At 37.0% G+C, this 21,117-nt stretch carries 24 protein-coding genes; 10 read left to right on the top strand and 14 right to left on the bottom strand.

Annotation, left to right across the window (positions count from 1 at the left end; all coding sequences use genetic code 11):
- Positions 1–64: 64 nt before the first annotated feature.
- Complete coding sequence (locus A3Q34_RS12565) at positions 65–499, top strand: hypothetical protein (protein ID WP_070375671.1); 435 nt, start codon at positions 65–67, stop codon at positions 497–499.
- A 13-nt stretch (positions 500–512) separates the two neighbouring features.
- Here the strand turns inward: A3Q34_RS12565 and A3Q34_RS12560 are convergent, their stop codons facing one another.
- Entirely contained in the window at positions 513–1,286 is a 774-nt protein-coding gene (locus A3Q34_RS12560; RefSeq protein ID WP_070375670.1) for a MipA/OmpV family protein, read from the bottom strand.
- Between the two features lie 289 nt (positions 1,287–1,575).
- Here A3Q34_RS12560 and A3Q34_RS12555 point away from each other — a divergent pair, with 289 nt between their 5' ends.
- The 4 genes from A3Q34_RS12555 to A3Q34_RS12540 are packed head-to-tail and all read left to right on the top strand — an operon-like array spanning position 1,576 to position 3,867.
- Entirely contained in the window at positions 1,576–2,250 is a 675-nt protein-coding gene (locus A3Q34_RS12555; protein ID WP_070375669.1) for a flavin reductase family protein, read from the top strand.
- A gap of 29 nt (positions 2,251–2,279) precedes the next feature.
- Positions 2,280–2,717 carry a DUF3429 domain-containing protein gene (locus A3Q34_RS12550; RefSeq protein WP_070375668.1) on the top strand — a complete coding sequence of 146 codons (438 nt, stop codon included), beginning with the start codon at positions 2,280–2,282 and terminating at the stop codon, positions 2,715–2,717.
- A gap of 15 nt (positions 2,718–2,732) precedes the next feature.
- The gene (locus tag A3Q34_RS12545; RefSeq protein ID WP_070375667.1) at positions 2,733–3,158 is read left to right on the top strand and encodes a thiol-disulfide oxidoreductase DCC family protein; all 426 of its coding nucleotides are present in this window, start codon (positions 2,733–2,735) and stop codon (positions 3,156–3,158) included.
- Positions 3,121–3,867 carry an SDR family NAD(P)-dependent oxidoreductase gene (locus tag A3Q34_RS12540; protein WP_070375666.1) on the top strand — a complete coding sequence of 249 codons (747 nt, stop codon included), beginning with the start codon at positions 3,121–3,123 and terminating at the stop codon, positions 3,865–3,867. The genes A3Q34_RS12545 and A3Q34_RS12540 overlap by 38 nt, the downstream gene beginning before the upstream one ends.
- A 146-nt stretch (positions 3,868–4,013) precedes the next feature.
- Here A3Q34_RS12540 and A3Q34_RS12535 read toward each other — a convergent pair whose 3' ends face one another.
- From A3Q34_RS12535 to A3Q34_RS12505, 6 genes are all read right to left on the bottom strand, one after another.
- Positions 4,014–4,271: a DUF3081 family protein gene (locus tag A3Q34_RS12535; protein WP_070375665.1), complete on the bottom strand. Its 258-nt coding sequence runs from the start codon at positions 4,269–4,271 to the stop codon at positions 4,014–4,016.
- A gap of 3 nt (positions 4,272–4,274) precedes the next feature.
- Positions 4,275–4,556 (bottom strand): DUF6482 family protein, encoded by a 282-nt coding sequence (locus A3Q34_RS12530; protein WP_083278001.1) that lies wholly within the window; start codon positions 4,554–4,556, stop codon positions 4,275–4,277.
- 409 nt (positions 4,557–4,965) lie between these two features.
- Entirely contained in the window at positions 4,966–5,361 is a 396-nt protein-coding gene (locus A3Q34_RS12525) for an MmcQ/YjbR family DNA-binding protein (RefSeq protein WP_070377143.1), read from the bottom strand.
- A 190-nt stretch (positions 5,362–5,551) separates the two neighbouring features.
- Complete coding sequence (gene feoB, locus A3Q34_RS12520) at positions 5,552–7,768, bottom strand: ferrous iron transport protein B (protein ID WP_070375664.1); 2,217 nt, start codon at positions 7,766–7,768, stop codon at positions 5,552–5,554.
- On the bottom strand, positions 7,768–7,992 hold the full coding sequence (locus A3Q34_RS12515) for a FeoA family protein (RefSeq protein ID WP_070375663.1): 225 nt from the start codon (positions 7,990–7,992) through the stop codon (positions 7,768–7,770). Before A3Q34_RS12515 ends, feoB begins: the two co-directional genes overlap by 1 nt.
- 476 nt (positions 7,993–8,468) lie before the next feature.
- A complete protein-coding gene (locus tag A3Q34_RS12505) occupies positions 8,469–8,891 on the bottom strand; it encodes a CBS domain-containing protein (protein WP_070375661.1) in 423 nt (140 codons plus the stop codon).
- A 141-nt stretch (positions 8,892–9,032) separates the two neighbouring features.
- Here A3Q34_RS12505 and A3Q34_RS12500 point away from each other — a divergent pair, with 141 nt between their 5' ends.
- Both A3Q34_RS12500 and A3Q34_RS12495 read left to right on the top strand, forming a co-directional pair.
- Positions 9,033–10,286, top strand: a complete 1,254-nt coding sequence (locus A3Q34_RS12500) for a S1 family peptidase (protein WP_070375660.1) — start codon at positions 9,033–9,035, stop codon at positions 10,284–10,286.
- Complete coding sequence (locus A3Q34_RS12495; RefSeq protein ID WP_070375659.1) at positions 10,277–11,251, top strand: FHA domain-containing protein; 975 nt, start codon at positions 10,277–10,279, stop codon at positions 11,249–11,251. The genes A3Q34_RS12500 and A3Q34_RS12495 overlap by 10 nt, the downstream gene beginning before the upstream one ends.
- A gap of 88 nt (positions 11,252–11,339) precedes the next feature.
- On the opposite strand, the gene trpS is transcribed toward A3Q34_RS12495, so the two are convergent.
- Positions 11,340–12,344: a tryptophan--tRNA ligase gene (trpS, locus tag A3Q34_RS12490; protein ID WP_070375658.1), complete on the bottom strand. Its 1,005-nt coding sequence runs from the start codon at positions 12,342–12,344 to the stop codon at positions 11,340–11,342.
- Between the two features lie 39 nt (positions 12,345–12,383).
- Positions 12,384–13,058 carry a ribulose-phosphate 3-epimerase gene (gene rpe, locus A3Q34_RS12485; protein WP_070375657.1) on the bottom strand — a complete coding sequence of 225 codons (675 nt, stop codon included), beginning with the start codon at positions 13,056–13,058 and terminating at the stop codon, positions 12,384–12,386.
- Positions 13,059–13,527: 469 nt separating this feature from the next.
- On the opposite strand from rpe, the gene A3Q34_RS12480 reads away from it, so the two are divergent.
- Together A3Q34_RS12480 and nagB are read left to right on the top strand one after the other, a co-directional pair.
- Positions 13,528–14,217 (top strand): TorF family putative porin, encoded by a 690-nt coding sequence (locus tag A3Q34_RS12480; protein ID WP_070375656.1) that lies wholly within the window; start codon positions 13,528–13,530, stop codon positions 14,215–14,217.
- 240 nt (positions 14,218–14,457) lie between these two features.
- Positions 14,458–15,264 carry a glucosamine-6-phosphate deaminase gene (gene nagB / locus A3Q34_RS12475; RefSeq protein ID WP_070375655.1) on the top strand — a complete coding sequence of 269 codons (807 nt, stop codon included), beginning with the start codon at positions 14,458–14,460 and terminating at the stop codon, positions 15,262–15,264.
- Between the two features lie 57 nt (positions 15,265–15,321).
- Here the strand turns inward: nagB and A3Q34_RS12470 are convergent, their stop codons facing one another.
- Positions 15,322–16,503: a sensor domain-containing diguanylate cyclase gene (locus A3Q34_RS12470; RefSeq protein ID WP_070375654.1), complete on the bottom strand. Its 1,182-nt coding sequence runs from the start codon at positions 16,501–16,503 to the stop codon at positions 15,322–15,324.
- 315 nt (positions 16,504–16,818) lie between these two features.
- Here A3Q34_RS12470 and A3Q34_RS12465 point away from each other — a divergent pair, with 315 nt between their 5' ends.
- Positions 16,819–17,046, top strand: a complete 228-nt coding sequence (locus tag A3Q34_RS12465) for a DUF2970 domain-containing protein (RefSeq protein WP_070375653.1) — start codon at positions 16,819–16,821, stop codon at positions 17,044–17,046.
- Positions 17,047–17,064: 18 nt separating this feature from the next.
- Here A3Q34_RS12465 and A3Q34_RS12460 read toward each other — a convergent pair whose 3' ends face one another.
- The 4 genes from A3Q34_RS12460 to aroK all read right to left on the bottom strand — a co-directional run bounded on the left by A3Q34_RS12460 (position 17,065) and on the right by aroK (position 21,011).
- On the bottom strand, positions 17,065–17,883 hold the full coding sequence (locus A3Q34_RS12460) for a Dam family site-specific DNA-(adenine-N6)-methyltransferase (RefSeq protein WP_197517587.1): 819 nt from the start codon (positions 17,881–17,883) through the stop codon (positions 17,065–17,067).
- A gap of 89 nt (positions 17,884–17,972) precedes the next feature.
- The gene (locus A3Q34_RS12455; RefSeq protein WP_070375652.1) at positions 17,973–19,373 is read right to left on the bottom strand and encodes an SPOR domain-containing protein; all 1,401 of its coding nucleotides are present in this window, start codon (positions 19,371–19,373) and stop codon (positions 17,973–17,975) included.
- 23 nt (positions 19,374–19,396) lie between these two features.
- The gene (aroB, locus tag A3Q34_RS12450) at positions 19,397–20,461 is read right to left on the bottom strand and encodes a 3-dehydroquinate synthase (RefSeq protein ID WP_070375651.1); all 1,065 of its coding nucleotides are present in this window, start codon (positions 20,459–20,461) and stop codon (positions 19,397–19,399) included.
- A 31-nt stretch (positions 20,462–20,492) separates the two neighbouring features.
- The gene (aroK, locus tag A3Q34_RS12445) at positions 20,493–21,011 is read right to left on the bottom strand and encodes a shikimate kinase AroK (protein WP_070375650.1); all 519 of its coding nucleotides are present in this window, start codon (positions 21,009–21,011) and stop codon (positions 20,493–20,495) included.
- Between the last annotated feature and the right edge of the window lie 106 nt (positions 21,012–21,117).

The following is a 21,117-nucleotide window of genomic DNA, read 5'->3' as shown; positions in this document are numbered from 1 at the left end:
GCTATAATAAAAATAATTTAGGTGTTAACTGCAGATTAGCTTTGGAATAGCTGGGGGATTATCAATGAATGATTATTTTGCACCTCATGGTGAATTCAAATTACACGTCAGTAATAATATAATTATTGCGCGCTTAACGGGTTCTTGGAATAAAGAGTGTGCGATAAATTTTTCACAAGCATTTATAGCGCAAGTAAAATTGTTAAAAACACCAAGATGGGCGCACTTAGTCTTCTTAGATGACTGGCAAATAAGTGTTCCTGAAATTGCCCCTGTTGTTGATGATTTAGCCGCTTTTTGTATTTTAAATGGTTTAGAAAAATCAGCGCAAGTCGCCCATGAATCAATGATGAAAAAAATGTACCTCGATAAGATGGCAATTGAAACACGCAGTAACTTTGAGAGACGAATATTTTCTGACCAAGATAAAGCGATTAGCTGGCTCAGTGAATATGGTTTTACTACAACAAAAGGATTAAATGCTTACGAGTTAGTCTAGTTTAATATGGCTGCTAGAAGTTTTTCGTAAACACTAAAAGCAACTGTAAACTGCTATTGTCTTCAACTAAAGGACTGTCAGTAATACTTTTATCAAACCAAGTGTATTCGAGATTTAAGCGAGTATATCCGCCAAAAAAAATAGGGGTCGCCATTGAAAATCCCATATTTTTATTAACGCCACTATGGCCAAGGTAAGCGCCCCTATTTTGATTCACTTCGTCTTTAGAAACACCATAATAGTAATCAACATGATGTTTATCTAAGAAACTGAGTGAAAATGAGGGTTCGAAAAATATTGGCCCATACCTAAAAACATGACCAATCGTTGATTTTATCTCAAAGCCATTTGAACGATTTAGTGCATCAAACATCGAAGAAAGTCCAATTTTCCAATCATTTTGCTGATAATCGAGACCAAAGCCGACATCAAATGAACTTTTTCTTTTTCTCATTCCTTCGAAAATAGCACTATCAGATTCATCAAACCCTTGGAATCTTGGGGATAATTTTGCGGAGAGCGTTAATCGATTCGCATTTATTAACTTATAATTAATGAATGGTCCAAATACCGACAAGTTTTCTCCTTGATATCCCAATAAAGGTAAAGGCATTATTCGGGTGTTATATCCCTTGTATATTTCTTTATTAACACTGAGACCTAAGCCGTATAGAAAACCTTCGGTTTTTTTTCGCTCAACAGATACCACTGTTCCCTGCTCTGAAAAGACGTAAAAAGCAGGAAAAACTAAAAGTAATATTAAGGCTTTATAAATACTTTGTATCATTGGGTGATTACCACTTAATTTCTATTATACCGATTATACGTTTAAAAGTGGGATGAGGTTTAAACCTTCGATGAGATTAACTTAGCAACAGCTTATTATAACTCTCTTATTTCAGTGTTAATTTAATAATACGGTTATTGAAAATAATATTCATTATAACAAAGAGTAAAGTACAGCCTTGCCTTTACTGTTAGCTAGATACAATAATTAAAATATCACAGCGAGGTGATCGACCTTAGCCTAAACTGCGTATAGTTAAGTATAAATTATATTATCGGGTTAACCTAAAATGAAACACTTGAGCCATAACCAATTATTAAAGATGGATTCACGCTACCGGGCTCAACTGATCAATAGTTTATCTGGATTTAAAAGTGCTAACGTCGTTGGTACACGCAACAAGCAAAACCATAACAATTTAGCGATATTTAGCTCTGTTGTCCATTTAGGCTCTTCGCCTGCTCTAGTTGGTTTTATTACTCGCCCAGACATCGTCGAACGCCATACTTTAGAAAACATTCTGCAGACTAAACAATTCACCATAAATCAAGTTAATGAAAGTTTTTGGCAAGCGGCACATCAAACATCAGCACGCTATAATGCCGACCAATCAGAATTTGAGCAAACCGGTTTAACGCCTCATAATGTTGACGGTATTAATGCTCCTTTTGTTAAAGAAAGTCACTTAAAGTACGCCTTGAAACTACGTGAGATAGTGCCAATCGAATTTAATGGTACTCAATTAGTAATAGGTGAAATCACTGATATTCTTTGTAATGAAGTTGCTATTAAAGCCGATGGCTATATTGATATCGAATCATTGGGTACGGTTGCTATTTCAGGACTAGATAGCTACCACACCAGTCAACGGTTATCACGATTGAGTTATGCTAAGCCAGAAGTTCAGCCTAGAGAAATTTCACTTGATGGCCAGGCGCTTGACGGTAATTCATTTGAAATCTAAATAAGCTTCACCGGATTCTAGGGACAATAATGAAAAGTTGGCAGTTACTTGGCTATCTTGGTCTACTACCTTTTGCAGGTTTTTTATCTTTAAGTGTTGTGCTAAAAGACTCATCTGTGTTGGCACAGCAAGGTTTTATAGCCTACAGCGCTATTATAGTCAGTTTTATTGCTGGCACATTGTGGCGTAAAGCCGAAGACAATACTCGGTTAACACAGCAAATTATTAGTAATTTACTAAGCTTGATAGCTTTTACCGCTTTATTGATGCCCAGTGATTTGGCCTTAATAGTATTATCATTCAGCTTTATGTTTTTATTTTTATATGAAAAAAAATTAACGATGGTAGAGCAAATAAACGATTTTAATGTGGGTTATATGAGAATGCGTTTTTGGTTAACTTTTATTGTTCTCTCACTACATACCAGTGCTTATTATTTGTGGTTCATTTATGTAGCCACCCAATAACTTTTAGGAAAATTCATGCTAACTATATTCTATGATGGCAACTGTCCGATGTGTGCAACTGAAATGATCCACCTAAAAAGGCATGATCAAGACAACATCATATTTTTGGTCGATATACATCAAGAAAATTTTTCAAGTCTTTACCCTGCAATTGATTTTTCAGCCGCTATGAAAATATTACACGCGACTTATAATGGTAAAGTTCTGCTCGGTTTAGAAGTCACACATAGGGCTTGGACACTTGTTGGTAAAGGTTTTTGGGTAGCTCCTCTTAATTGGCCAGTATTTAAAACACTAAGCCACTGGGCTTACTTAGGACTGGCTAAATACCGTCATCAAATTTCAGCACTTCTCGCCAAAGTTTTTGGCATAAAAACAGCAAACTGTAATTCAGGAACTTGTTATGATAAATCAACTAACACTGATCATTGGCGCAAATAGCGACATTGGCAAAGCAATTGCCACTCAAGTAGCTTCTTTGGCTGATACTGGCCTTATTCTTATTAGTCGACAAGCCATTGACGAGAAAGACACTGTTGAGCAGGAAAACAGCCTTAAAATTAAAAAAATTATGGTTGAAGACTACCAACCGCAATCAATAGACAATGCTATAGCAGAATTAGTTGCCCATAGTGAGTTACCCATAAGCCAAGTTTTTGTCTGTAACGGCATACTGCATAGTGAAACATTTCAACCAGAAAAACGTCTCGAAGACTTCGATGCACTAGCCTTTCAGCAAGTCATTAGTGCAAATACATTAACCCCGATGTTATGGGTTCAGAAGTTGACACCAATACTGACAAGGAAGTCACCCTGTAAATTTATTGTTTTTAGCGCCCGGGTTGGCAGCATAAATGATAACAAATTAGGCGGTTGGTATAGCTATAGGGCATCGAAAGCAGCATTAAATATGATGCTTAAAACTGCATCTATTGAGTTGGCAAGAAGAGCAAAGAATATAAAGCTAATTTCTTTTCATCCCGGCACTACAGATACACCTTTGTCTAAACCTTTTCAAAAGAATGTCCCTGCAGATAAACTTTTTACCAGTGAATTTGTTGCCAAACAATTGCTAACAATTGTTGCTGACACTCCTATTGACCATACCTTGAGTTATCTTGATTGGCAGGGCAAGTCTATTAATTGGTAGTTGATAGTAATGGCCGTTAAAAGTTAACTATTACTGGTTAACTTTTCGTACGGGTTAACTTTTAGATGCAAATTGTTGAGTTAAAAACAATAAAAAAACTGCAATGTGATTTGCAGTTTTTATTGGGGATAATTCATTAAAGGTTATTATTTTTTAGCAAAACCGTCAGCTATTTTATGAAAAGATTCAAGCGTCACTTTATTATCATATTCAATTGAAAATCGGCCGTGAAATAACAAGGTTATTGTTAAGTCTTTATAACCTAACCAACATGTATATCCATCAAAGTCATGCCAAGCTTTAATACCAGAACACTGATAAACACCATCGAGTTTAGTGCCCTCTTTGGTAATATGGTCATAGATTTCTAAAAAATCTCTTAGTGTTAATTGTCTATCTTTCATCAGTTAAAACTTAATCATTTGGCTACATCGACCACTGCTACTGCTGGTGCCACACATCTCATCATAAGCTGTTTGATACTCTAGTGCAGCGTTGAATATATTATTATCTCGAAGATAATTCTTGGCTTCAACTAAAGATCCCATCACAGCAACATCTCTAGATTGGTTTAGACCAATAAAGTTATTGAGAGAATCAACCGCGCCAACTAAATAATGAGTCGATTCAGCGACACCAATAATAGTGGGTATAGTTGCTTGATTACTGTTAGTTAATGTATTCATCATAATAATTCTCCAACTTAAGTATAGCTATCATTACGGTGATACGAAGATTAAAGATCAACTTCAGTAAAATTCATAGTTGAATTTTACTAACCTATCACCTTAAAATATCTCGTTTGTCAGAAGATGCTTATCTCTATTATCCTTTAGCTAGTATTCAGCTACAGCCATTAAGGAACATCTATGAAGAGTAAAACTGTCTGGTATCTCCATCTCCATGTAATGGATGAGTGGAGATGTGTATCCTCTGGTAGCCTTGTTCATATCAAAAAAGCCCAGAGTATGTATATACAAAATGGCGTAACCACACCACTAAGGGTTGCACATAGTAAATTGATTAGTGCAAACAGTTAAAGCAGCAGATAACGCTTTTAAATGAGTAGCTAGGTTTATGATCAATCTGTTATGGCGGCTACAGCTGGATTAGAATTGATTGCTGATCTTTCTTGGTCATTTTACTGACCACTAGCAAATAAGAATTATCCATCATTCTCTCTAGCTCGCCCTGAGGAATTGAGCCATCTAAGATAATAGTATTCCAATTAGATTTATTCATATGATAGCCGGGAATGATGCCTGGAAAAATATCACGTAATATCTCTGCCTCATTTGGGTCACATTTTAGGTTCATCCAAAAGTGGCCTTTAGCGTCTTCTGCAACCTTGGCACTTTTAGCGTTTGAACCATGAGAAATCGTTGCAAACAGTTTATTTTTGACCTTGAAAACGCTAACGTCATCGCCAAAGGGATAATAAAGTGAGCTTGCTGGTTTAGCTAATAAATAGTGCTCCGCCATTTGTTGGTTCATAGATTTCATTGACGTTTATCTCTATACATTAAAGGCGTAAATTTACGGTCTAATGAATTTAAGCATAGCAGTAAAGAGTGACTTTGGGTTAGTGAACAAGATAAGCAAAAGTTTCAGCCTAAAAAAATACCGACAAACAATCTATCGGTATTTTTTAGCAAAAGCTTAGTTCAGTTCAGCTTAAATTAAATTAATAATAAGAAACTTGTGTTGGGATTGTTAAAATACTTTTACCGAAACGCTTTAACCAATAATATATCGCCGCAAAAATGGCAATGACGATGGCAATACTAATTCCCGCTGACAACGGATTAGTAGCGAAGGTTGCCACTTGATAAGTAAATGTCGCCGCTAAATAAGCCAATGAAAAGCTCCATAAAGCCGCAAATCCAGCCCAACGACTGCCAACTTCACTCTTTATTGCGCCCATAGCTGCTGCACAAGGTGTATAAAGCAAAATAAATAACAAGTAACTAAATGCGCCAATTTTACCGGCAAATGCGGCCTGCATAACGGTGAATGTTCCTTCATTAACGCCTTGTTCTTCTGCGGCGGTATGTAAGTTGGTAACATCTCCGATATCAGTCCCTAAAGGATCATCAGCTTGAATACCTAATAAGTTTTCTTTTATTGAATCCGTCGCGTCAGTCCACAACTCAGCCATTGACTTTAATGCTTCTGGCTCTGCATTCACATCGGTATAGAGACTATTAAATGTAGCCACTAAAGCCTCTTTCGCAAACAAGCCGGTAATAATGCCAACACTTGCTTGCCAGTTATCTTCCTTAATACCCATAGGTGCAAGTAAAGGGGTAACAACCTGAGCACTTTTACTTAATACCGATTCTTGAGAGTCTTGATGACCAAACTGACCATCAGTACCTAACGAGTTAAAGAAGTTGAGTACACAAACCACTAAGACAATCGTTTTACCTGCCCCCAAAATAAAAGACCGAGTACGTTGCCAAACACGATGCACGAGATAAGAAAGCTTAGGTATTTCATAAAGCGGTAATTCCATAATATTGACAGAATTTTTGCCCATTAATACCGTGTGCTTTAATAAAAATCCAGTGAATAGTGCTGCCGCTATGCCGATTAAGTACAATAAGAAAACTAAGTTTTGCCCAGAATCAGGGAAAAATGCCGCAGCAAATAAAGCATATACCGGTAAACGTGCCCCACACGACATAAACGGTGACATCATTATAGTGGTGATACGTTCACGCTCGCTGTCAAGAATTCGTGCTGACATTACAGCAGGAACCGTACAACCAAAACCAACAATTAAAGGGACAAAAGCTTTGCCGGGTAAACCAATTTTTTGCATAGCACTATCAACCACAAACGCTGCACGCGCTAGGTAGCCACTGCTTTCTAAAATCGATAAGCCAATAAATAAACAAGCGATGATTGGAATAAAAGTCGCGACCGTTTGAATACCTAAGCCAGCTCCTTCAATTAAGGTTAGCAACCACTGAGGTAAATCATAACTTGATAAAAATCTTTGCGGGTAATCGACAAAAATAGCGCCAGCTAAAATATCAAAAAAGTCGATAAAAGCGCTACCAACATTGATAGCAAACATAAACAATAAGTACATCATGCCAAGAAAAACGGGCACACCTAACCAAGGATGAAGAATAAAATGGTCAAGGCGGTCACTTAAACTTATTGCCGGTGCTTTTTTGGAAGCCGGTAGATCCTTTTTAACATCGATCAATAACTGCTGAATAAACTCGTAACGCGCCTGCATAATACTAATAGCATCGGTATTGGTTTGCTGACAGCCACCTTGGTCATTACAAGCACCACACTCAAGATCAATTAACACCTCAGTTGAGCTTTTATCAGCGAGTTTATTGACAATATCTGCTGATAAAATTAATTTCTTTGGACGTTCACTTGCTTTAGGTAATTCAAGTAAAGCCTGTTCAACTTGTTTTAAGGTATCTTTAGCTAAGCTGTTAGCAATAATAACTTTACAACCAAGTTCTTTGGCTAAAATATTTATATCAACGGTTTGCGCTTCTTTTCGATCAGATTTATTGATAACCAATAATACCGGTAAACCGAGTTCAAGTAGCTGAGTCGTTAAATACAACTGACGCTTTAATTGCGTCGCATCGACGACATTAATTAAACAATCAATGTCGTTATTTTTAAGGAAATCTTGGGTAATAGTCAGGTCTTTACTTTGTTCAGTTCGTGTGGCGAGAGAACTAATGCCAGGTAAGTCTGAAAGTAAAACTTGCTCATTATTAAATGAGAAGCGCTGCTGTTTTGTCGCTACAGTGACGCCAGTCCAGTTTCCTGTTTGTTGTTTCGCGCCCGTTAAAGCATTAAAAAACGTGCTTTTTCCTGAATTGGCAAAGCCAACTAGAGCCAAATGTAAAGCTTGTGACATTAGACGATTTCTATACCTATTTGTTGAGCAATACTCGGTGCTAAACAAATTTTAGTACCATGGAGATGAAAGGCAAGTGGCCCATTAAATGGGGCTTTATGGGCTAATGATATCTCAGTTTTTAACGCAAAACCCTGCTCGATTAACTTTGAAGTCAAATCGAAATTTGTTGGCAACGTGCGGATCACCGCTCGTTGGGTACGCGTCAATTGTGAAAGGGTCATAAACAACAACTCAAATAATAATGATTATCATTTGATTCTACTTTACTATTAACTTTTCAGCAAGCGTATATAACAGCGTAATTGATCTAAATCAGCTTAAATTAATCTACTTATAAATTTGATTTAAAATTTAATAGTTTAGCAGGCCTTCGATATAATCAGATTAAAAATATGACTGGGTTTATCTACACAGCTTCGGTAAAAATAGCGAAGAGCTTATTGCTAAAGCAATGGGTTTAATTGAAAACGTCATAGTTGTTTCACTTACTTGTTTGAGTATGCCCAATAGAATTAAAACTATTGTGTTAGCTATAATCAATAAAAATAAAGCAAAAAGTGCACAACTAGCTTATTTTCAAAGCAGACTAATTGAACCTACTAACGGAAGTTACTTTTCCAGCCACTGTTTTGCAGGCTTATTTAATTTAAGCAACATAATGGCTTTAAACTCAGACAATAGTTAATAACTTATTATATTAATTTCGTCGCTCTGCATTTTTATCTCCTAAAGTTTTCATGATATCTCGCCAAGTTAATATACCAACGGGAATGCTATTTTCATCAACAATAGGAATACATGACGTTTTAGTCTGATTAAAAATATCAATGGCATCAAAAACATTAGCATTAGCCGTTAAGGTGACCAATTTACGATTCAGTATTTGATGCGCTTTCTTGTTTAAGGTTGCTGCATCTCTTGGCAGCTCTGCGGCAGTGCCGATATAAGGACTAAGTGCTTTGAGAAGATCTCTGTCTGAAATAACCCCTGATAATTGTTTATTATCAACGACCAGTAAATGATGAAAATTAGCATGTTCAAAAATATTTTTTATCGTCAATAACGTATCGTCCAAAGAGACGCTAACAAATGCTTTGGTCATGATGCTGGCTATTTTCATTATGCTACCTTTTATCCACTTTATTCTTAACTATACAATACATTAACAAACAACAAAGAGAATTTACTTTATTTGGGGATAATAGATGACAATTAACCTAACAATGGCACAATGAACTAAGACTCAAAATAAGGAATATAAATGAAAGGTTTAACTACCTTAATTTTATTGTGTGTTAGCACAATAAGTTATGCCACCGAACAAGCAGAAGAAATATTCAAACAACTTGCTCCGTCACTTTATCAAATAAGACTTATAGACATCGCCAGCGGTGAAAAGTCATCAATTGGCTCTGGTTTTCAAATTAGTGCCGACGGTTTAATTGCGACCAATTATCACGTTATTTCTGGTTATGCGCGTCATCCCAATAAGTACACGATTGAAATTTTTGATCACCAAGGTAAAAAAGCGCCACTTACTTTACAAAGTGTTGATGTTATCAATGATCTAGCTTTAGTAAAAAGAACGACTGATAGCGAAATGCCTTTCTTTAAAATTTCAAAGCGTGTTCCCCAAAAAGGCGAAGAGCTTTACTCGTTAGGTAACCCACACGATTTAGGCATGATAGTAGTACCCGGCACTTACAATGGATTGAAGAATGAATCTTTTAACGACCGCATCCATTTTACCGGCTCAGTAAACTCGGGAATGAGTGGCGGACCTGTCGTCAATAAAAACTCTGAAGTCGTTGGGATAAATGTCGCAACTTCAGGTAATCAAATCGGATTTTTAGTACCACACGATAAACTGCTTAACTTATACAAGCGTTATAAAACCAGTAAACCTGAAAGTATTGCAGCACAAATGGCACAACAACTTGCTGATAATCAAGACAAGTTAATTACCACCCTGTTAAATAGCGAATGGCAGATGCGCCCTTTAGGGGAAGGTTTAATTCCCGTGGTTAATATTCCTTTTATTCGTTGTTGGGGAGAGTCAAACGCTGATAAAGCAGATGCTATTGTTCTAGCCGTGGTTGCTAATTGTTCTTTGGATGAAGATACTTACATCTCAAATGATTTTTTCACCGGCTCTATTGAAATGGAATATCGCTATATGCAAGCAAAAGAACTTAGCGACACTAAGTTTTATCAAATATTTGAGCGTCAATTAACGCAAGTCATGCCAGGAAACAAAGCGGGTAAAGATGATGTTACTGAGTTTCAATGTCAGCACGATATTGTTACACCGTCAAACCAAGCGATTACCAACAAATCCGTTCTTTGTACACGTGCCTATAAAGACTTCCCTAAATTATTTGACGTTTTATATATAGCTATTTCTGTTGATAAGGGCGACCAAGCCTTACTTAGCCACTTTACTGTCGCTGGCGTTACGCAAAATAGTGCACTCAAGTTTACAGAGAAATTTATGGAGTCTATTTCATGGAAATAATCATAGAAGAAATTACTCGCGCCCATAAATTAATAGCGCGACATAAATTTATGCAAAATCACATCAATATTGGTCGTGGTTATGATAATGATATTATTATGGCTGACCCACATATTTGTGCCCAACACCTTAGTCTTAATTTTAATGGTGAACATTGGCTGCTAAACGATGAAGGCTCTATTAACGGCAGCTTTTATGACGATGAGTTTTCAAAAACAAAATCAGCTATCCATCAACACATAGTTCGTTCTGGACAAGTCTTTATGATTGGCAAAAGCTTAGTACGCATTGTTTTTCCCGATCACCCCGTATCTGAAAGCATTAGTTTTAGCCCTTTTGAAAATATTTTAACCTTAACAAGACATCCTCTCTTTTTAGCTGTAAACATTTTATTATTTGCCAGTATTACCGGCTGGTTATTTAACCTTCACAACCCTGTAGAAGTCAATTTCACTCAGTTATTAGTACCCGCTATTGGCATGACTTTACTCTTTGGGCTTTGGCCTATCGGTGTTGCTTTGGTTTCTCATTTAACCAAGCATGATGCTAGGTTTTGGGGACAATTAGGTATCTGTTTTGTCTTTTACAATTTAATGTGGCTAAGTGATTTTATTGAAAACATCACCAGTTTTAATGCTTCATCTCAGTCAATACTCAGCGTGCTTGCCACTTTCTTACCTATTGTATTGGCATTTTGTTTATTCTGGCTAAATTGCCAAATTGGTTTTCATATGACCACTCGACGCAGAACAGTAGTAGCAAGTTGCATGACGCTGTTATTGTTTGGTGGTAGCTTCTTAATTCAGTTTAGTAAAAAACCTGAATTCAGTATCCGTCCCGCTTTTAATACCACGTTAATGGCGCCAAGTTATTTATTTACTCACAGCAATAATGTCCAAGGCTTTCTTGAGAGCAGTAAAACATTATTTAACGATGCGCAAGAAGCGGCACTTGAAGACAAATAAAGCGGCTTAATAAACAAAAAAAGCTAACGAGTTCGTTAGCTTTTTTGTTTGTTAGCCCAGAGAATAACAACTGAGTGATGACGACACATTAAGGGCGAGGAATAAAACCTACCGCATCATACACTTTTGCTAATATTTTACTTGCTCTAGCTGATGCTTTTTCAGCGCCTGCTTTCATCACCGAATCTAAATAAGCCTGGTCCTCACGGATTTGATGATATCTTTGCTGAATAGGTTCTAATAAAGCGACCACAGCATTAGCAACGTCACCTTTTAAGTGCCCGTACATTTTATCTTCATATTGTGGCACTAACTGTTCAACGGTTTCACCTGTACAACAAGACAATAAAGACAATAAATTTGATACACCTGGCTTTTCTTCAATATTAAAATAGATATTAGCTTCTTCATCAGAATCAGTCATGGCGCGTTTGATTTTTTTACTGATTTTTTTAGGGTCTTCTAATAAGCCAATAAAATTACCAGGATTAGCGTCTGATTTTGACATTTTCTTTGTCGGCTCAAGTAAGCTCATTACTCGCGCACCAAATTCAGGAATATAAGGGTCTGGCACTGTGAATGTGTCACCATGAAGATTATTAAAACGAGTCGCTATATCACGGGCTAATTCTAGATGCTGCTTTTGATCTTCACCAACCGGCACACGGTCAGCATTATAGAGAAGAATATCTGCCGCCATTAAGACTGGATAAGTAAATAAACCTGAATTCATATTTGCTTCAGACTTTTGTGACTTATCTTTGTATTGCGTCATTCTGTTCAATTCGCCCATTTGTGTGTAACAATTTAACACCCAACTAAGCTGAGCATGTTCAGGGACATGTGATTGAATAAAGATGGTACTCTTTTCTGGGTCAACGCCGCAGGCTAGATACAAGGCTAGGCCATCAAGCGTCGCCTTTCGCAAATCTGCTGGATTTGGGCGAACAGTAATAGCATGTTGATCAACCAACATGTAATAACACTCATGGCTATCTTGCATGCTAACCCATTGTTTTAACGCACCTAAATAATTACCAATGGTTAAATCACCTGATGGCTGACAGCCGCTTAATACGATAGGTTTACTCATGATTTCTCTTTATTTTATTTGATTTATTTGTTAATTAAACTATTGGCTAACTGTCGCTAATTCGCTGCGCATTTCATCAATCGCCAGCTTATAATCTGGCTTTGAGAAAATGGCTGACCCTGCGACGAACATGTCAGCCCCCGCCGCCGCTATTTCAGCAATATTATCTGCTTTAACACCACCATCAACCTGTAAACGAATATCACGTCCACTAGCGATGATGCGCTCTTTTACTAATTTCAATTTATCCAATGTGGTTGGAATAAACGATTGCCCACCAAAGCCAGGATTAACTGACATCAACAAGATAACATCAAGTTTATCCATAACAAAATCTAAACAATTCAATGGCGTGGCCGGATTTAGTACCAATCCCGCTTTACAGCCATGGTCTTTTATTAATTGCAAAGTACGATCAATATGGTCACTTGCCTCTGGATGAAAAGTGATAATATCTGCGCCTGCTTTAGCAAAGCCTGGAATTAGACTATCAACCTGCTTGACCATTAAATGTACATCAATAGGAGCGGTAATACCGTAATCACGTAGCGACTGACAAATCATCGGACCAAAAGTTAAGTTAGGCACAAAATGATTATCCATTACATCGAAGTGCACAACATCGGCACCCGCAGCTAAAACCTTAGCAACATCATCACCTAAACGTGCGAAATCAGCAGACAATATAGAAGGAGCAATTAAAAAAGAAGACATAGATAAACCTTTTTAGAATATTGCTCAACATTATAACAACGACCTAAGGGAAAACTCTATAAATTCATGCGCCCAAGCGTTATTTAACTCAATGTTACCCAGCGATTGCTATTTTAGTGTCGAATGCTCATGATTATTTCGTGCTCTAATTACTTTTTATAACCACGGCTTAACTATAAAGTGAAAGACTGCCAAGAAAGACCACTCCATACCAGATAATACCAGTCGATATTTTATGAAAATACGAATCGATATTTTATGCACTTTTTATGAGCGTTAACGATTTAATTGCACCAATAAAGCTCGTCTATTAGTGAGAGACCCTCATAATAAAAAAACAACCTTGCCAAGCCATTGAAATTACTATGTAAAATTTATTGATATTATTATGTCGCTCAGGCATCTACCTTGCAATGTATGGTTTAGCCCTAAAGTATTAAATAAAAAACTACTACATAAAGAGACTATTATGAAAAAAACACTATTATCGATATCGCTCACATCTTTACTTGCCGCTACTTCATTATTATCAACACAAGCATCAGCTGTTGAAGGTTTATCTGCTAATGTTGCTGCTAGTAGTAACTATATATGGCGTGGTGTTAGCCAAACAGACAATGCTGCCGCTATTTCTGGTGGTATTGACTATGCTGACGATTCAGGCTTTTATGCTGGAGCTTGGGCTTCAAATGTCGATTTTGGTGATGATGCGAGTGCTGAAGTAGATTTCTACTTAGGTTTTAGCGGCCAATTAAACGAAGATGTTAGTTATGATGTAGGTTATATTTATTATGCCTACCCTGACTCAGCCCAAGCTGATAGTACTAACGAATATGATTTTGGCGAGATATATGGCTCTTTGGGCTATTCATATTTTTCACTTTCAGCAAGTTACGGAATTCATAACGACGACGGTGCGGCGTTTGCTGATGCCAGCTTATATATTGCAGCAGGAGCAGAGTTTGAAGTAGCTGACGGTTTAACCTTAGCTTTTCATCTTGGCGATTATTCTTTTGACGACGCCATGATCGCAGAAGATTATAACGATTACAGTGTTAGCTTAAGTAAAGATGGCTTTACCTTTGCGGTATCTGATACCGACATCGATAATGATGATATGAAGTTTGTCATTTCTTATTCGGTTGATATCGACTTATAAATAAAGATAAGCCAGTAATAATTTTACTGGCTTTTTAAAGATAGTTAAAGACAGTGCAAAAAAAATCTTCGCGTAGTACAATTATATGAGTGTTGATTTAAAAATAAACGGCGGCCTAGCTAAAATATTTAAACCTAATTAATATATTTAGCGAAACCAAAAAGCCGATATTCATCACATTAACGATTTGCATCCATTAGTGAAATTTTACCTAATTAAATTAAATTTTAAGGATTTTACATGCAAATAATTATTTTTGATGATGCTGAACAAGTTGCAGAGCATGCAGCACTATGGGTCAGTGAATTAATCACTAAAAAAGCCAAACCTGTGCTTGGTCTTGCTACCGGTAGCACCCCGATTAGCCTCTATAAACATTTAGTTAATAAACATAAAAATGAAGGGCTAAGCTTTAGTCACGTCTCGTCATTTAATCTTGATGAATACCATAATATTAATGCTAATAATGCTCAAAGTTATCGGAGTTTTATGAAAGAGCATTTATTTGATAACGTAGACATCGCACAAACCAATACCTACCTACCAACGTGTAACCATAACCAAAACCCACGTGAACAAGGGCTTAACTACGAAAACAAAATAAAATCATTAGGGGGTATCGACTTACAAATATTAGGTATTGGCGCTAATGGCCATATTGGTTTTAATGAACCGACTTCGAGCTTATCATCTCGTACCCGTATTAAAACATTAACACAGCAAACACTGACAGATAATAGCCGCTTATTTAAAGACGGTGAAACACAACCAACGATGGCAATGACCATGGGTATTGGCACTATTATGGATGCTCGCTATGTATTATTAATGGCGACAGGAGAAAATAAAGCCCAGGCAGTAAATACAATGATCACTGGCGCTTTATCCGCTATGTGTCCGGCATCCGCATTACAGATGCATGAAAATGCAGTTATTTTGTTAGACAAAGCAGCTGCAAGCCAACTACAAGATCATCAGTATTACCTTTGGGCTGATCAGCAACACCGTAAAATAAACGAAACTTATGGGTTTTATCATAATTATTAACCAAGTGTATGCTTCAATAAAAGGTCCTTAATCTAGGGACCTTTGTTGAGGTGAGATTTAACTTAACTTTTGTAGTTTTTTGTCACGGTACATTTTGCTGTCTGCTATCGAGATGAGTTGTTCTAAGCTCTTGGATTGTTGAGGAAATAAAGCTAAACCGAATGAGAATCTCAATGATAATTTATGCTTTGCCACCTGGTAAACTTTCTCTTGCAGTTGCTGAAATCGATCGTTTATATTATATCTTGCAGTGACTAATGTTTGAGCTGTGTTTCCTTGCGCTAATATCAGCACAAATTCATCTCCACCCCATCTACAACAAAAGTCATCAGCACGTAAAGTGTTTTTTAGGTTAACTGCAAAGGCTTTTAACAGTTCATCGCCGATATTATGACCGTATGAATCATTAACGCGTTTAAAGTCATCTAAGTCTATCATCACTAGACTGTAACAATCATTTCTGGTCAGTGTTGCGGAAAGTTTATCGAAATATGCCATTAAAGCGTATCGATTATCTAAGGTGGTTAGCGGATCATGGAAAGCTTGTTCCGTCAGTTGTTCATTAAGCACTTGGATATCGGTAATATCAGTCACTGTGACAGCTACAAAGTTAACTTGGTCTGATTGACTATCAAAAACAGGTTGGTAAGCAACCTTGAGAAAGAGCATTTGATTTTTATTTTCTGAATAAAACCAATCAGTATAAGTTCTCACCTTACCTGAAAAACATAAATCGAGCTCTTTCTTAACCACTTTGTTGAACACTTCTTCTCCTAAGACCGTCATAACATGTTGGTTAATAATGTCCGTTTTTTGCAAGCCCCATTTATGGCTATATTGTTCATTAACTGACAAATAGTGATAGTTTTTGTCAACTAAGGACAATAAATTATTCGAGTGGTCGACTAAGTCAACAACAGATGAATCCTGTAGTAATTCAGCACTATATTCAATCAGAAAAAGAATCGGCTGTTTACTGATAATACTGACATACACCTCTATATTTTTTTGGATAAAACTAAAATGTGTTAAACATTTATCATTTGAGCCTAAAGGCATATTAGAAAAGTTGAGAATGAATTCAGATAAACTAACCTTACTGTCACATAATGCAAAGAAGTCATCTCCCTCATTAATATGATATTTATGCTTGATGTGTTTACTACGACTAACTACAGTTCCTTGCTCATTAATAATTAAAGCGGGAAAGTTAACATAATTGAGTAGATCCGTGTTCAATGGAAAATCCTTTTTCTATTTTTATCAGTAAATTAGATAAATAATCGGTATATTAGACAAATATACAATTTAGCATAGACTAGCTATATTTTACTGTCAAAAATATATGCATTTTTTATAATTTATATCGACTTTACCCTGTTATGTTAAACAGGTAATCATTGTTCATCGCCACCACGTTAGCGATCACCTTGAAATAAGTTGCTCGTTCGATAACGCTAAAACGTGTAGATAATAATGATGAAATATATTTAGGATTGTTTTAGCGCGAAAAGTAAGCGACTATCAAGTGTCACCCAACAAAAGGATTATATGATGCCAACGGAAAACTTATCAAAAAAAACAAATTCTTCTGATAAAAGCAGTAGTTTTAAAACGACCGCTAAAAGCGTCGGCGCCGCTTTTTTTGGCGTACAAAGTAATAAAAACCGCGATAGAGATTTTAGTGAAGGAAAACTAAGCCACTTCATCATTGCTGCTGTAATCGGTGTCGCTATATTTATAGGCGTGTTAATTGCGGCAGTATCTTTAGTTTTACCTTAAGATAAGTGACTTAGAAGCTTACTTATAAAGTACCAGTAACTCTGCAACTTTATTACGTTTACTCGCCTTTTGGCTAATAGTGCGCGCTACTTGTATCGTTTTTTGCTTACTGGCATGCTCATATATTTTACGTGTCCAGATAGTGTCATGATTACTGATCAATACTGATATTTTATCTTGCTCAGTGACTTCTTCAGCAATATTGGCTAAATCAGCTTGCTCATCTAAACCAAAGCCATTACCAACATAACTGGTAAAACTAGCTGTTTTACTTAATGGTACATAAGGGGGATCACAGTAAATGACATCGCCACTTTTTGCCCTGGCAAAAGTTTCTCGGTAACCTTCACAAACAAAAGTGGCTTTCTTAGCTTTTTCGGCAAAATACAGCATTTCATTTTCAGGAAAATATGGACGTTTATACTTACCAAAGGGAACATTATAACCGCCCGATTTATTATATCGACATAAGCCATTATAACCATGACGGTTCATATAAAGAAATACCAGCGAACGAAAGTAGCTGTCACTACTGGCATTAAACTCTTTGCGTAACCGGTAATAAACTTCAGATTGATTATATTCAGGCGTAAAGTATATCGCTGAATCTTTGATAAATTTTTGTGGGTTATCTTTAATAATATTATAGAGATTGATTAAGTCTTGATTTATATCATTTAACAAGTAATGGTCAAAATTACTGTTCAAAAATACTGAACCAGCACCGACAAAAGGTTCTACTAAACGCTCCCCTTTGGGTAACATTTTATTAATTACATCGCTGAGACCGTATTTTCCGCCAGCCCACTTTAAAAATGCTCGATGCTTTTTGATCATTTAACCCATTTGCCTTACAACTCATTATTTAAGTGCTAGGCTTAAATAGACGTTTAAAATAGAAAACGAATTGTATCCTGATTAGCTTATTATTGGGAGTCTTGATAAGCATTGATTTCATTATTAATTGCTTGAAGTGACTTTACCCACGGCTGATAAACTTTAATACTACTTGGCAGTGACGTCACGGCCTTTTCTGCGGCCAAACGAGTATTAAAAACCTCAGAGGTTATCATTAGCATAGGTTGTTGATTAAATAGTCGATAGTAACTCTTAATCTTGAGACCGACAAAATCAGGTATAAACTCCTGATAGACAGAAAGACGAGTAAAACCAGCAATTTGTATAACAAAGCCCGATGGTGCGCTTATATAGTAACTGCCTTGGCCGCCAACATCTTCAATCGAGTTTACTGGAATAGCGGCTTGCGTAATCAGGGGTGTCACTTTATTTTCTGACTTTTTAACAGATAAAGCCGCTCTTACGGTTTTATCCGTTGATAAGGTAAAAGAAGCTTTATTTTCGGTATCCCCTTTTTTATCAAGAAACGATTCAAAGCGCTTAACTTTATCGGTGGCTATTGGGTCTGTCGACTCAACCACGTCTTTTTCAGCGTTGACAATTGCTTGAACGATATCATTTGGCTCTGCCGGTAGACTCATTAGAACCTTTACTACTGGGTTGGGTGCGGTTAACGAAAGAAAGATATCTTCACTCTTCGCTGCAGCACTCACATTTTTATTATTATAAGCTGAAATAATACTGGTCGAGTTTGCTGGTACTGCTTTTAATTTAAGCTCGGTGTTCGCACTAAAAACATCCTGTTGAAACAACCAATAACCTGTTGCCCCTAAGCAAATCACAAAACTGATAAAAATTAAGGTCCACTTCGTAAAACGGCTGAAGGTAAAAAGTGATGTCTTCACTTTGAATGCTTTGGAGTTAAGGGTTAATAACTGACCTGTTTCTCCAGATAAAACTGAGATTTTTTTATGGAATAGTGATTTATTTTGCGCCAGTAAAAGTCCAGCTTTTGGCGTACCAAGCATAAGCACACTGATTGCATAATTGGCTTTTTTAGCTATGTCAGTTAATTGACATAGCTCATGTAAAATTTGTACGGAGAGAAACTGGGCGTGTTCGATGACAATATCAATGGTTTGCTTTTCTTGCTTAGATAAATTGATCAAGCTAACAGCTAAAGACTGCTCAGGATCAAATAGTGTGTCAGCGAAAAGTTGCTCAACAATACGACAGCGAATTTGAATATCGTTTAATTTAGGTGATATAGCGATAAAAGCAGCATTGTGATCATTACCCAAAGAGCCAAGAAACTGACTCGCTACTTGAGAATAAACATTGGCATCTTGGTCAACAACCAAAACGGCATGCTTTGAAAAGCGTAAAATATAATCAACGCGTGCGTTAGCACTAATGGTTGTTACACTTTGTGGAGCGTTATATTCTGTGGCATGTGCTTGTGCAGACATGTTTCACCTGTTCTGTATTAAAATTACAGAATTTGTTGAAGCATCTCCTCACTAATATCATCACGCATTTCTGATTGACCAATAGCGGTGGGTACGATTAAACGTAATACACCTGCCAAATTCTTTTTGTCACGACGCATGTGACAAATAAATTCTTCAAAGCCCATACTTTCAGGCGCTATTAATGGTAAATCAAACGCGGCAATTAATGTTTCTATACGACGAAGATCTGACGCTTCAAGCAAATTCATTGCTACTGATAACTTAGAGGCAAGTACCATGCCAGTAGCGACAGCTTCACCATGAAGCCAGTTACCGTAACCTTGATCGGCTTCGATAGCATGACCAAAGGTATGGCCTAAATTCAATAATGCCCTTACGCCTGATTCGGTCTCATCAGCGGCAACAATATCTGCCTTGCATTGACAGCAAGTTTTAACCATTTCAATCAGTGTGTTTTTATCCGCTGATTTTATTTTTTCAATATTGCTTTCTAACCAAGCAAAAAAATCACTATCACCTAAGATACCGTACTTAATCACCTCAGCCATGCCCGCATTGAATTCGCGGATAGGTAAAGTGCTAAGGCTATCAATATCAATAAGAACAGCTTTTGGCTGGTAGAAAGCGCCAATCATGTTTTTACCTAAAGGATGATTAACCGCTGTCTTACCACCGACAGAAGAGTCGACTTGTGAAAGTAATGTGGTTGGAACTTGAATAAAGTTGATTCCGCGTTGGTAACATGCGGCTGCAAAGCCGGTAATATCACCAATAACGCCGCCACCTAAAGCAATTAACGTCGAATCTCGCCCATGACCATTGGCCAATAAATGTGACATGATCACATCAAAGTTTGCGAGTGACTTTTGAGCTTCTCCATCAGGTAGTATTATTTCGTCAACGTCGAAAGCGCTTAGTTTTGCTTTTAAAGTAGCAAGATATAGCGGCTTAACAATATTATTAGAAACAATACATACTCGTTTACCACGAATATGCTGAGTAAGCAGACTATTATTAGTTAATAGTCCACTATCAATATAGATGGGGTAACTGCGTGTACCGAGTTCAACATTTAGCGTTGTCATTTTTAGGTCTTTTTTGAGTGCCTAGCCGCTTTTAGAAATCTAAGCGCTCAACAATTTTATGGGCAACAACTTTAGCACTTTGATCATCTGTTTTTACAATAACGTCAGCAATTTCTTCATATAAAGGATTGCGTTCTATTGCTAGATTTTCAAGTACTGTGCGTGGTTCTTCAGAGGTTTGCAACAATGGACGTTTACGATCACGCTGCGTACGAGCCACTTGCTTGTCGATAGTTGTTTCTAAATAGACAACTATGCCTCGTGCCGATAAGCGATTACGTACTTGTGTACTTATCACTGAACCACCACCAGTCGCTAAAACAATACCTTGTTTTTCACTTAAGTCTTCAATTACACCTTCTTCTCTTTTGCGAAAGCCTTCTTCGCCTTCAAGATCAAAAACCCATGCGATGTCTGCACCTGTTCGGCGCTCTATTTCCTGATCAGAGTCAAAAAACTCAAGATGTAGCCTATCAGCTAATTCTCTACCAATTGTGCTTTTACCAGCGCCCATAGGGCCGATAAGGAAAATATTACGTTTTTCTGCCATTAGATTAACTTCAGCTCGTATAAATAATTACGTTTACAAATATGAGGGAACCCCCTCCGAAAATTTTGAGGGCGTAATTATCGCAATTGTTCGGTGTACATTGCAA

Source organism: Colwellia sp. PAMC 20917 (genome assembly GCF_001767295.1).
In the GTDB taxonomy this organism is placed as follows: Bacteria; Pseudomonadota; Gammaproteobacteria; order Enterobacterales; family Alteromonadaceae; genus Colwellia_A.
The sequence above is the reverse complement of the archived record's forward strand: the minus strand, read 5'-3'. Positions and strand labels throughout refer to the sequence as shown.

Coding starts and splice junctions, on each gene's coding strand:
- A3Q34_RS12565 (WP_070375671.1), top strand. CDS start 65: ATGAATGATTATTTTGCACCTCATGGTGAATTCAAATTACACGTCAGT.
- A3Q34_RS12560 (WP_070375670.1), bottom strand. CDS start 1,286: ATGATACAAAGTATTTATAAAGCCTTAATATTACTTTTAGTTTTTCCT.
- A3Q34_RS12555 (WP_070375669.1), top strand. CDS start 1,576: ATGAAACACTTGAGCCATAACCAATTATTAAAGATGGATTCACGCTAC.
- A3Q34_RS12550 (WP_070375668.1), top strand. CDS start 2,280: ATGAAAAGTTGGCAGTTACTTGGCTATCTTGGTCTACTACCTTTTGCA.
- A3Q34_RS12545 (WP_070375667.1), top strand. CDS start 2,733: ATGCTAACTATATTCTATGATGGCAACTGTCCGATGTGTGCAACTGAA.
- A3Q34_RS12540 (WP_070375666.1), top strand. CDS start 3,121: ATGATAAATCAACTAACACTGATCATTGGCGCAAATAGCGACATTGGC.
- A3Q34_RS12535 (WP_070375665.1), bottom strand. CDS start 4,271: ATGAAAGATAGACAATTAACACTAAGAGATTTTTTAGAAATCTATGAC.
- A3Q34_RS12530 (WP_083278001.1), bottom strand. CDS start 4,556: ATGATGAATACATTAACTAACAGTAATCAAGCAACTATACCCACTATT.
- A3Q34_RS12525 (WP_070377143.1), bottom strand. CDS start 5,361: ATGAACCAACAAATGGCGGAGCACTATTTATTAGCTAAACCAGCAAGC.
- feoB (WP_070375664.1), bottom strand. CDS start 7,768: ATGTCACAAGCTTTACATTTGGCTCTAGTTGGCTTTGCCAATTCAGGA.
- A3Q34_RS12515 (WP_070375663.1), bottom strand. CDS start 7,992: ATGACCCTTTCACAATTGACGCGTACCCAACGAGCGGTGATCCGCACG.
- A3Q34_RS12505 (WP_070375661.1), bottom strand. CDS start 8,891: ATGAAAATAGCCAGCATCATGACCAAAGCATTTGTTAGCGTCTCTTTG.
- A3Q34_RS12500 (WP_070375660.1), top strand. CDS start 9,033: ATGAAAGGTTTAACTACCTTAATTTTATTGTGTGTTAGCACAATAAGT.
- A3Q34_RS12495 (WP_070375659.1), top strand. CDS start 10,277: ATGGAAATAATCATAGAAGAAATTACTCGCGCCCATAAATTAATAGCG.
- trpS (WP_070375658.1), bottom strand. CDS start 12,344: ATGAGTAAACCTATCGTATTAAGCGGCTGTCAGCCATCAGGTGATTTA.
- rpe (WP_070375657.1), bottom strand. CDS start 13,058: ATGTCTTCTTTTTTAATTGCTCCTTCTATATTGTCTGCTGATTTCGCA.
- A3Q34_RS12480 (WP_070375656.1), top strand. CDS start 13,528: ATGAAAAAAACACTATTATCGATATCGCTCACATCTTTACTTGCCGCT.
- nagB (WP_070375655.1), top strand. CDS start 14,458: ATGCAAATAATTATTTTTGATGATGCTGAACAAGTTGCAGAGCATGCA.
- A3Q34_RS12465 (WP_070375653.1), top strand. CDS start 16,819: ATGCCAACGGAAAACTTATCAAAAAAAACAAATTCTTCTGATAAAAGC.
- A3Q34_RS12460 (WP_197517587.1), bottom strand. CDS start 17,883: ATGATCAAAAAGCATCGAGCATTTTTAAAGTGGGCTGGCGGAAAATAC.
- A3Q34_RS12455 (WP_070375652.1), bottom strand. CDS start 19,373: ATGTCTGCACAAGCACATGCCACAGAATATAACGCTCCACAAAGTGTA.
- aroB (WP_070375651.1), bottom strand. CDS start 20,461: ATGACAACGCTAAATGTTGAACTCGGTACACGCAGTTACCCCATCTAT.
- aroK (WP_070375650.1), bottom strand. CDS start 21,011: ATGGCAGAAAAACGTAATATTTTCCTTATCGGCCCTATGGGCGCTGGT.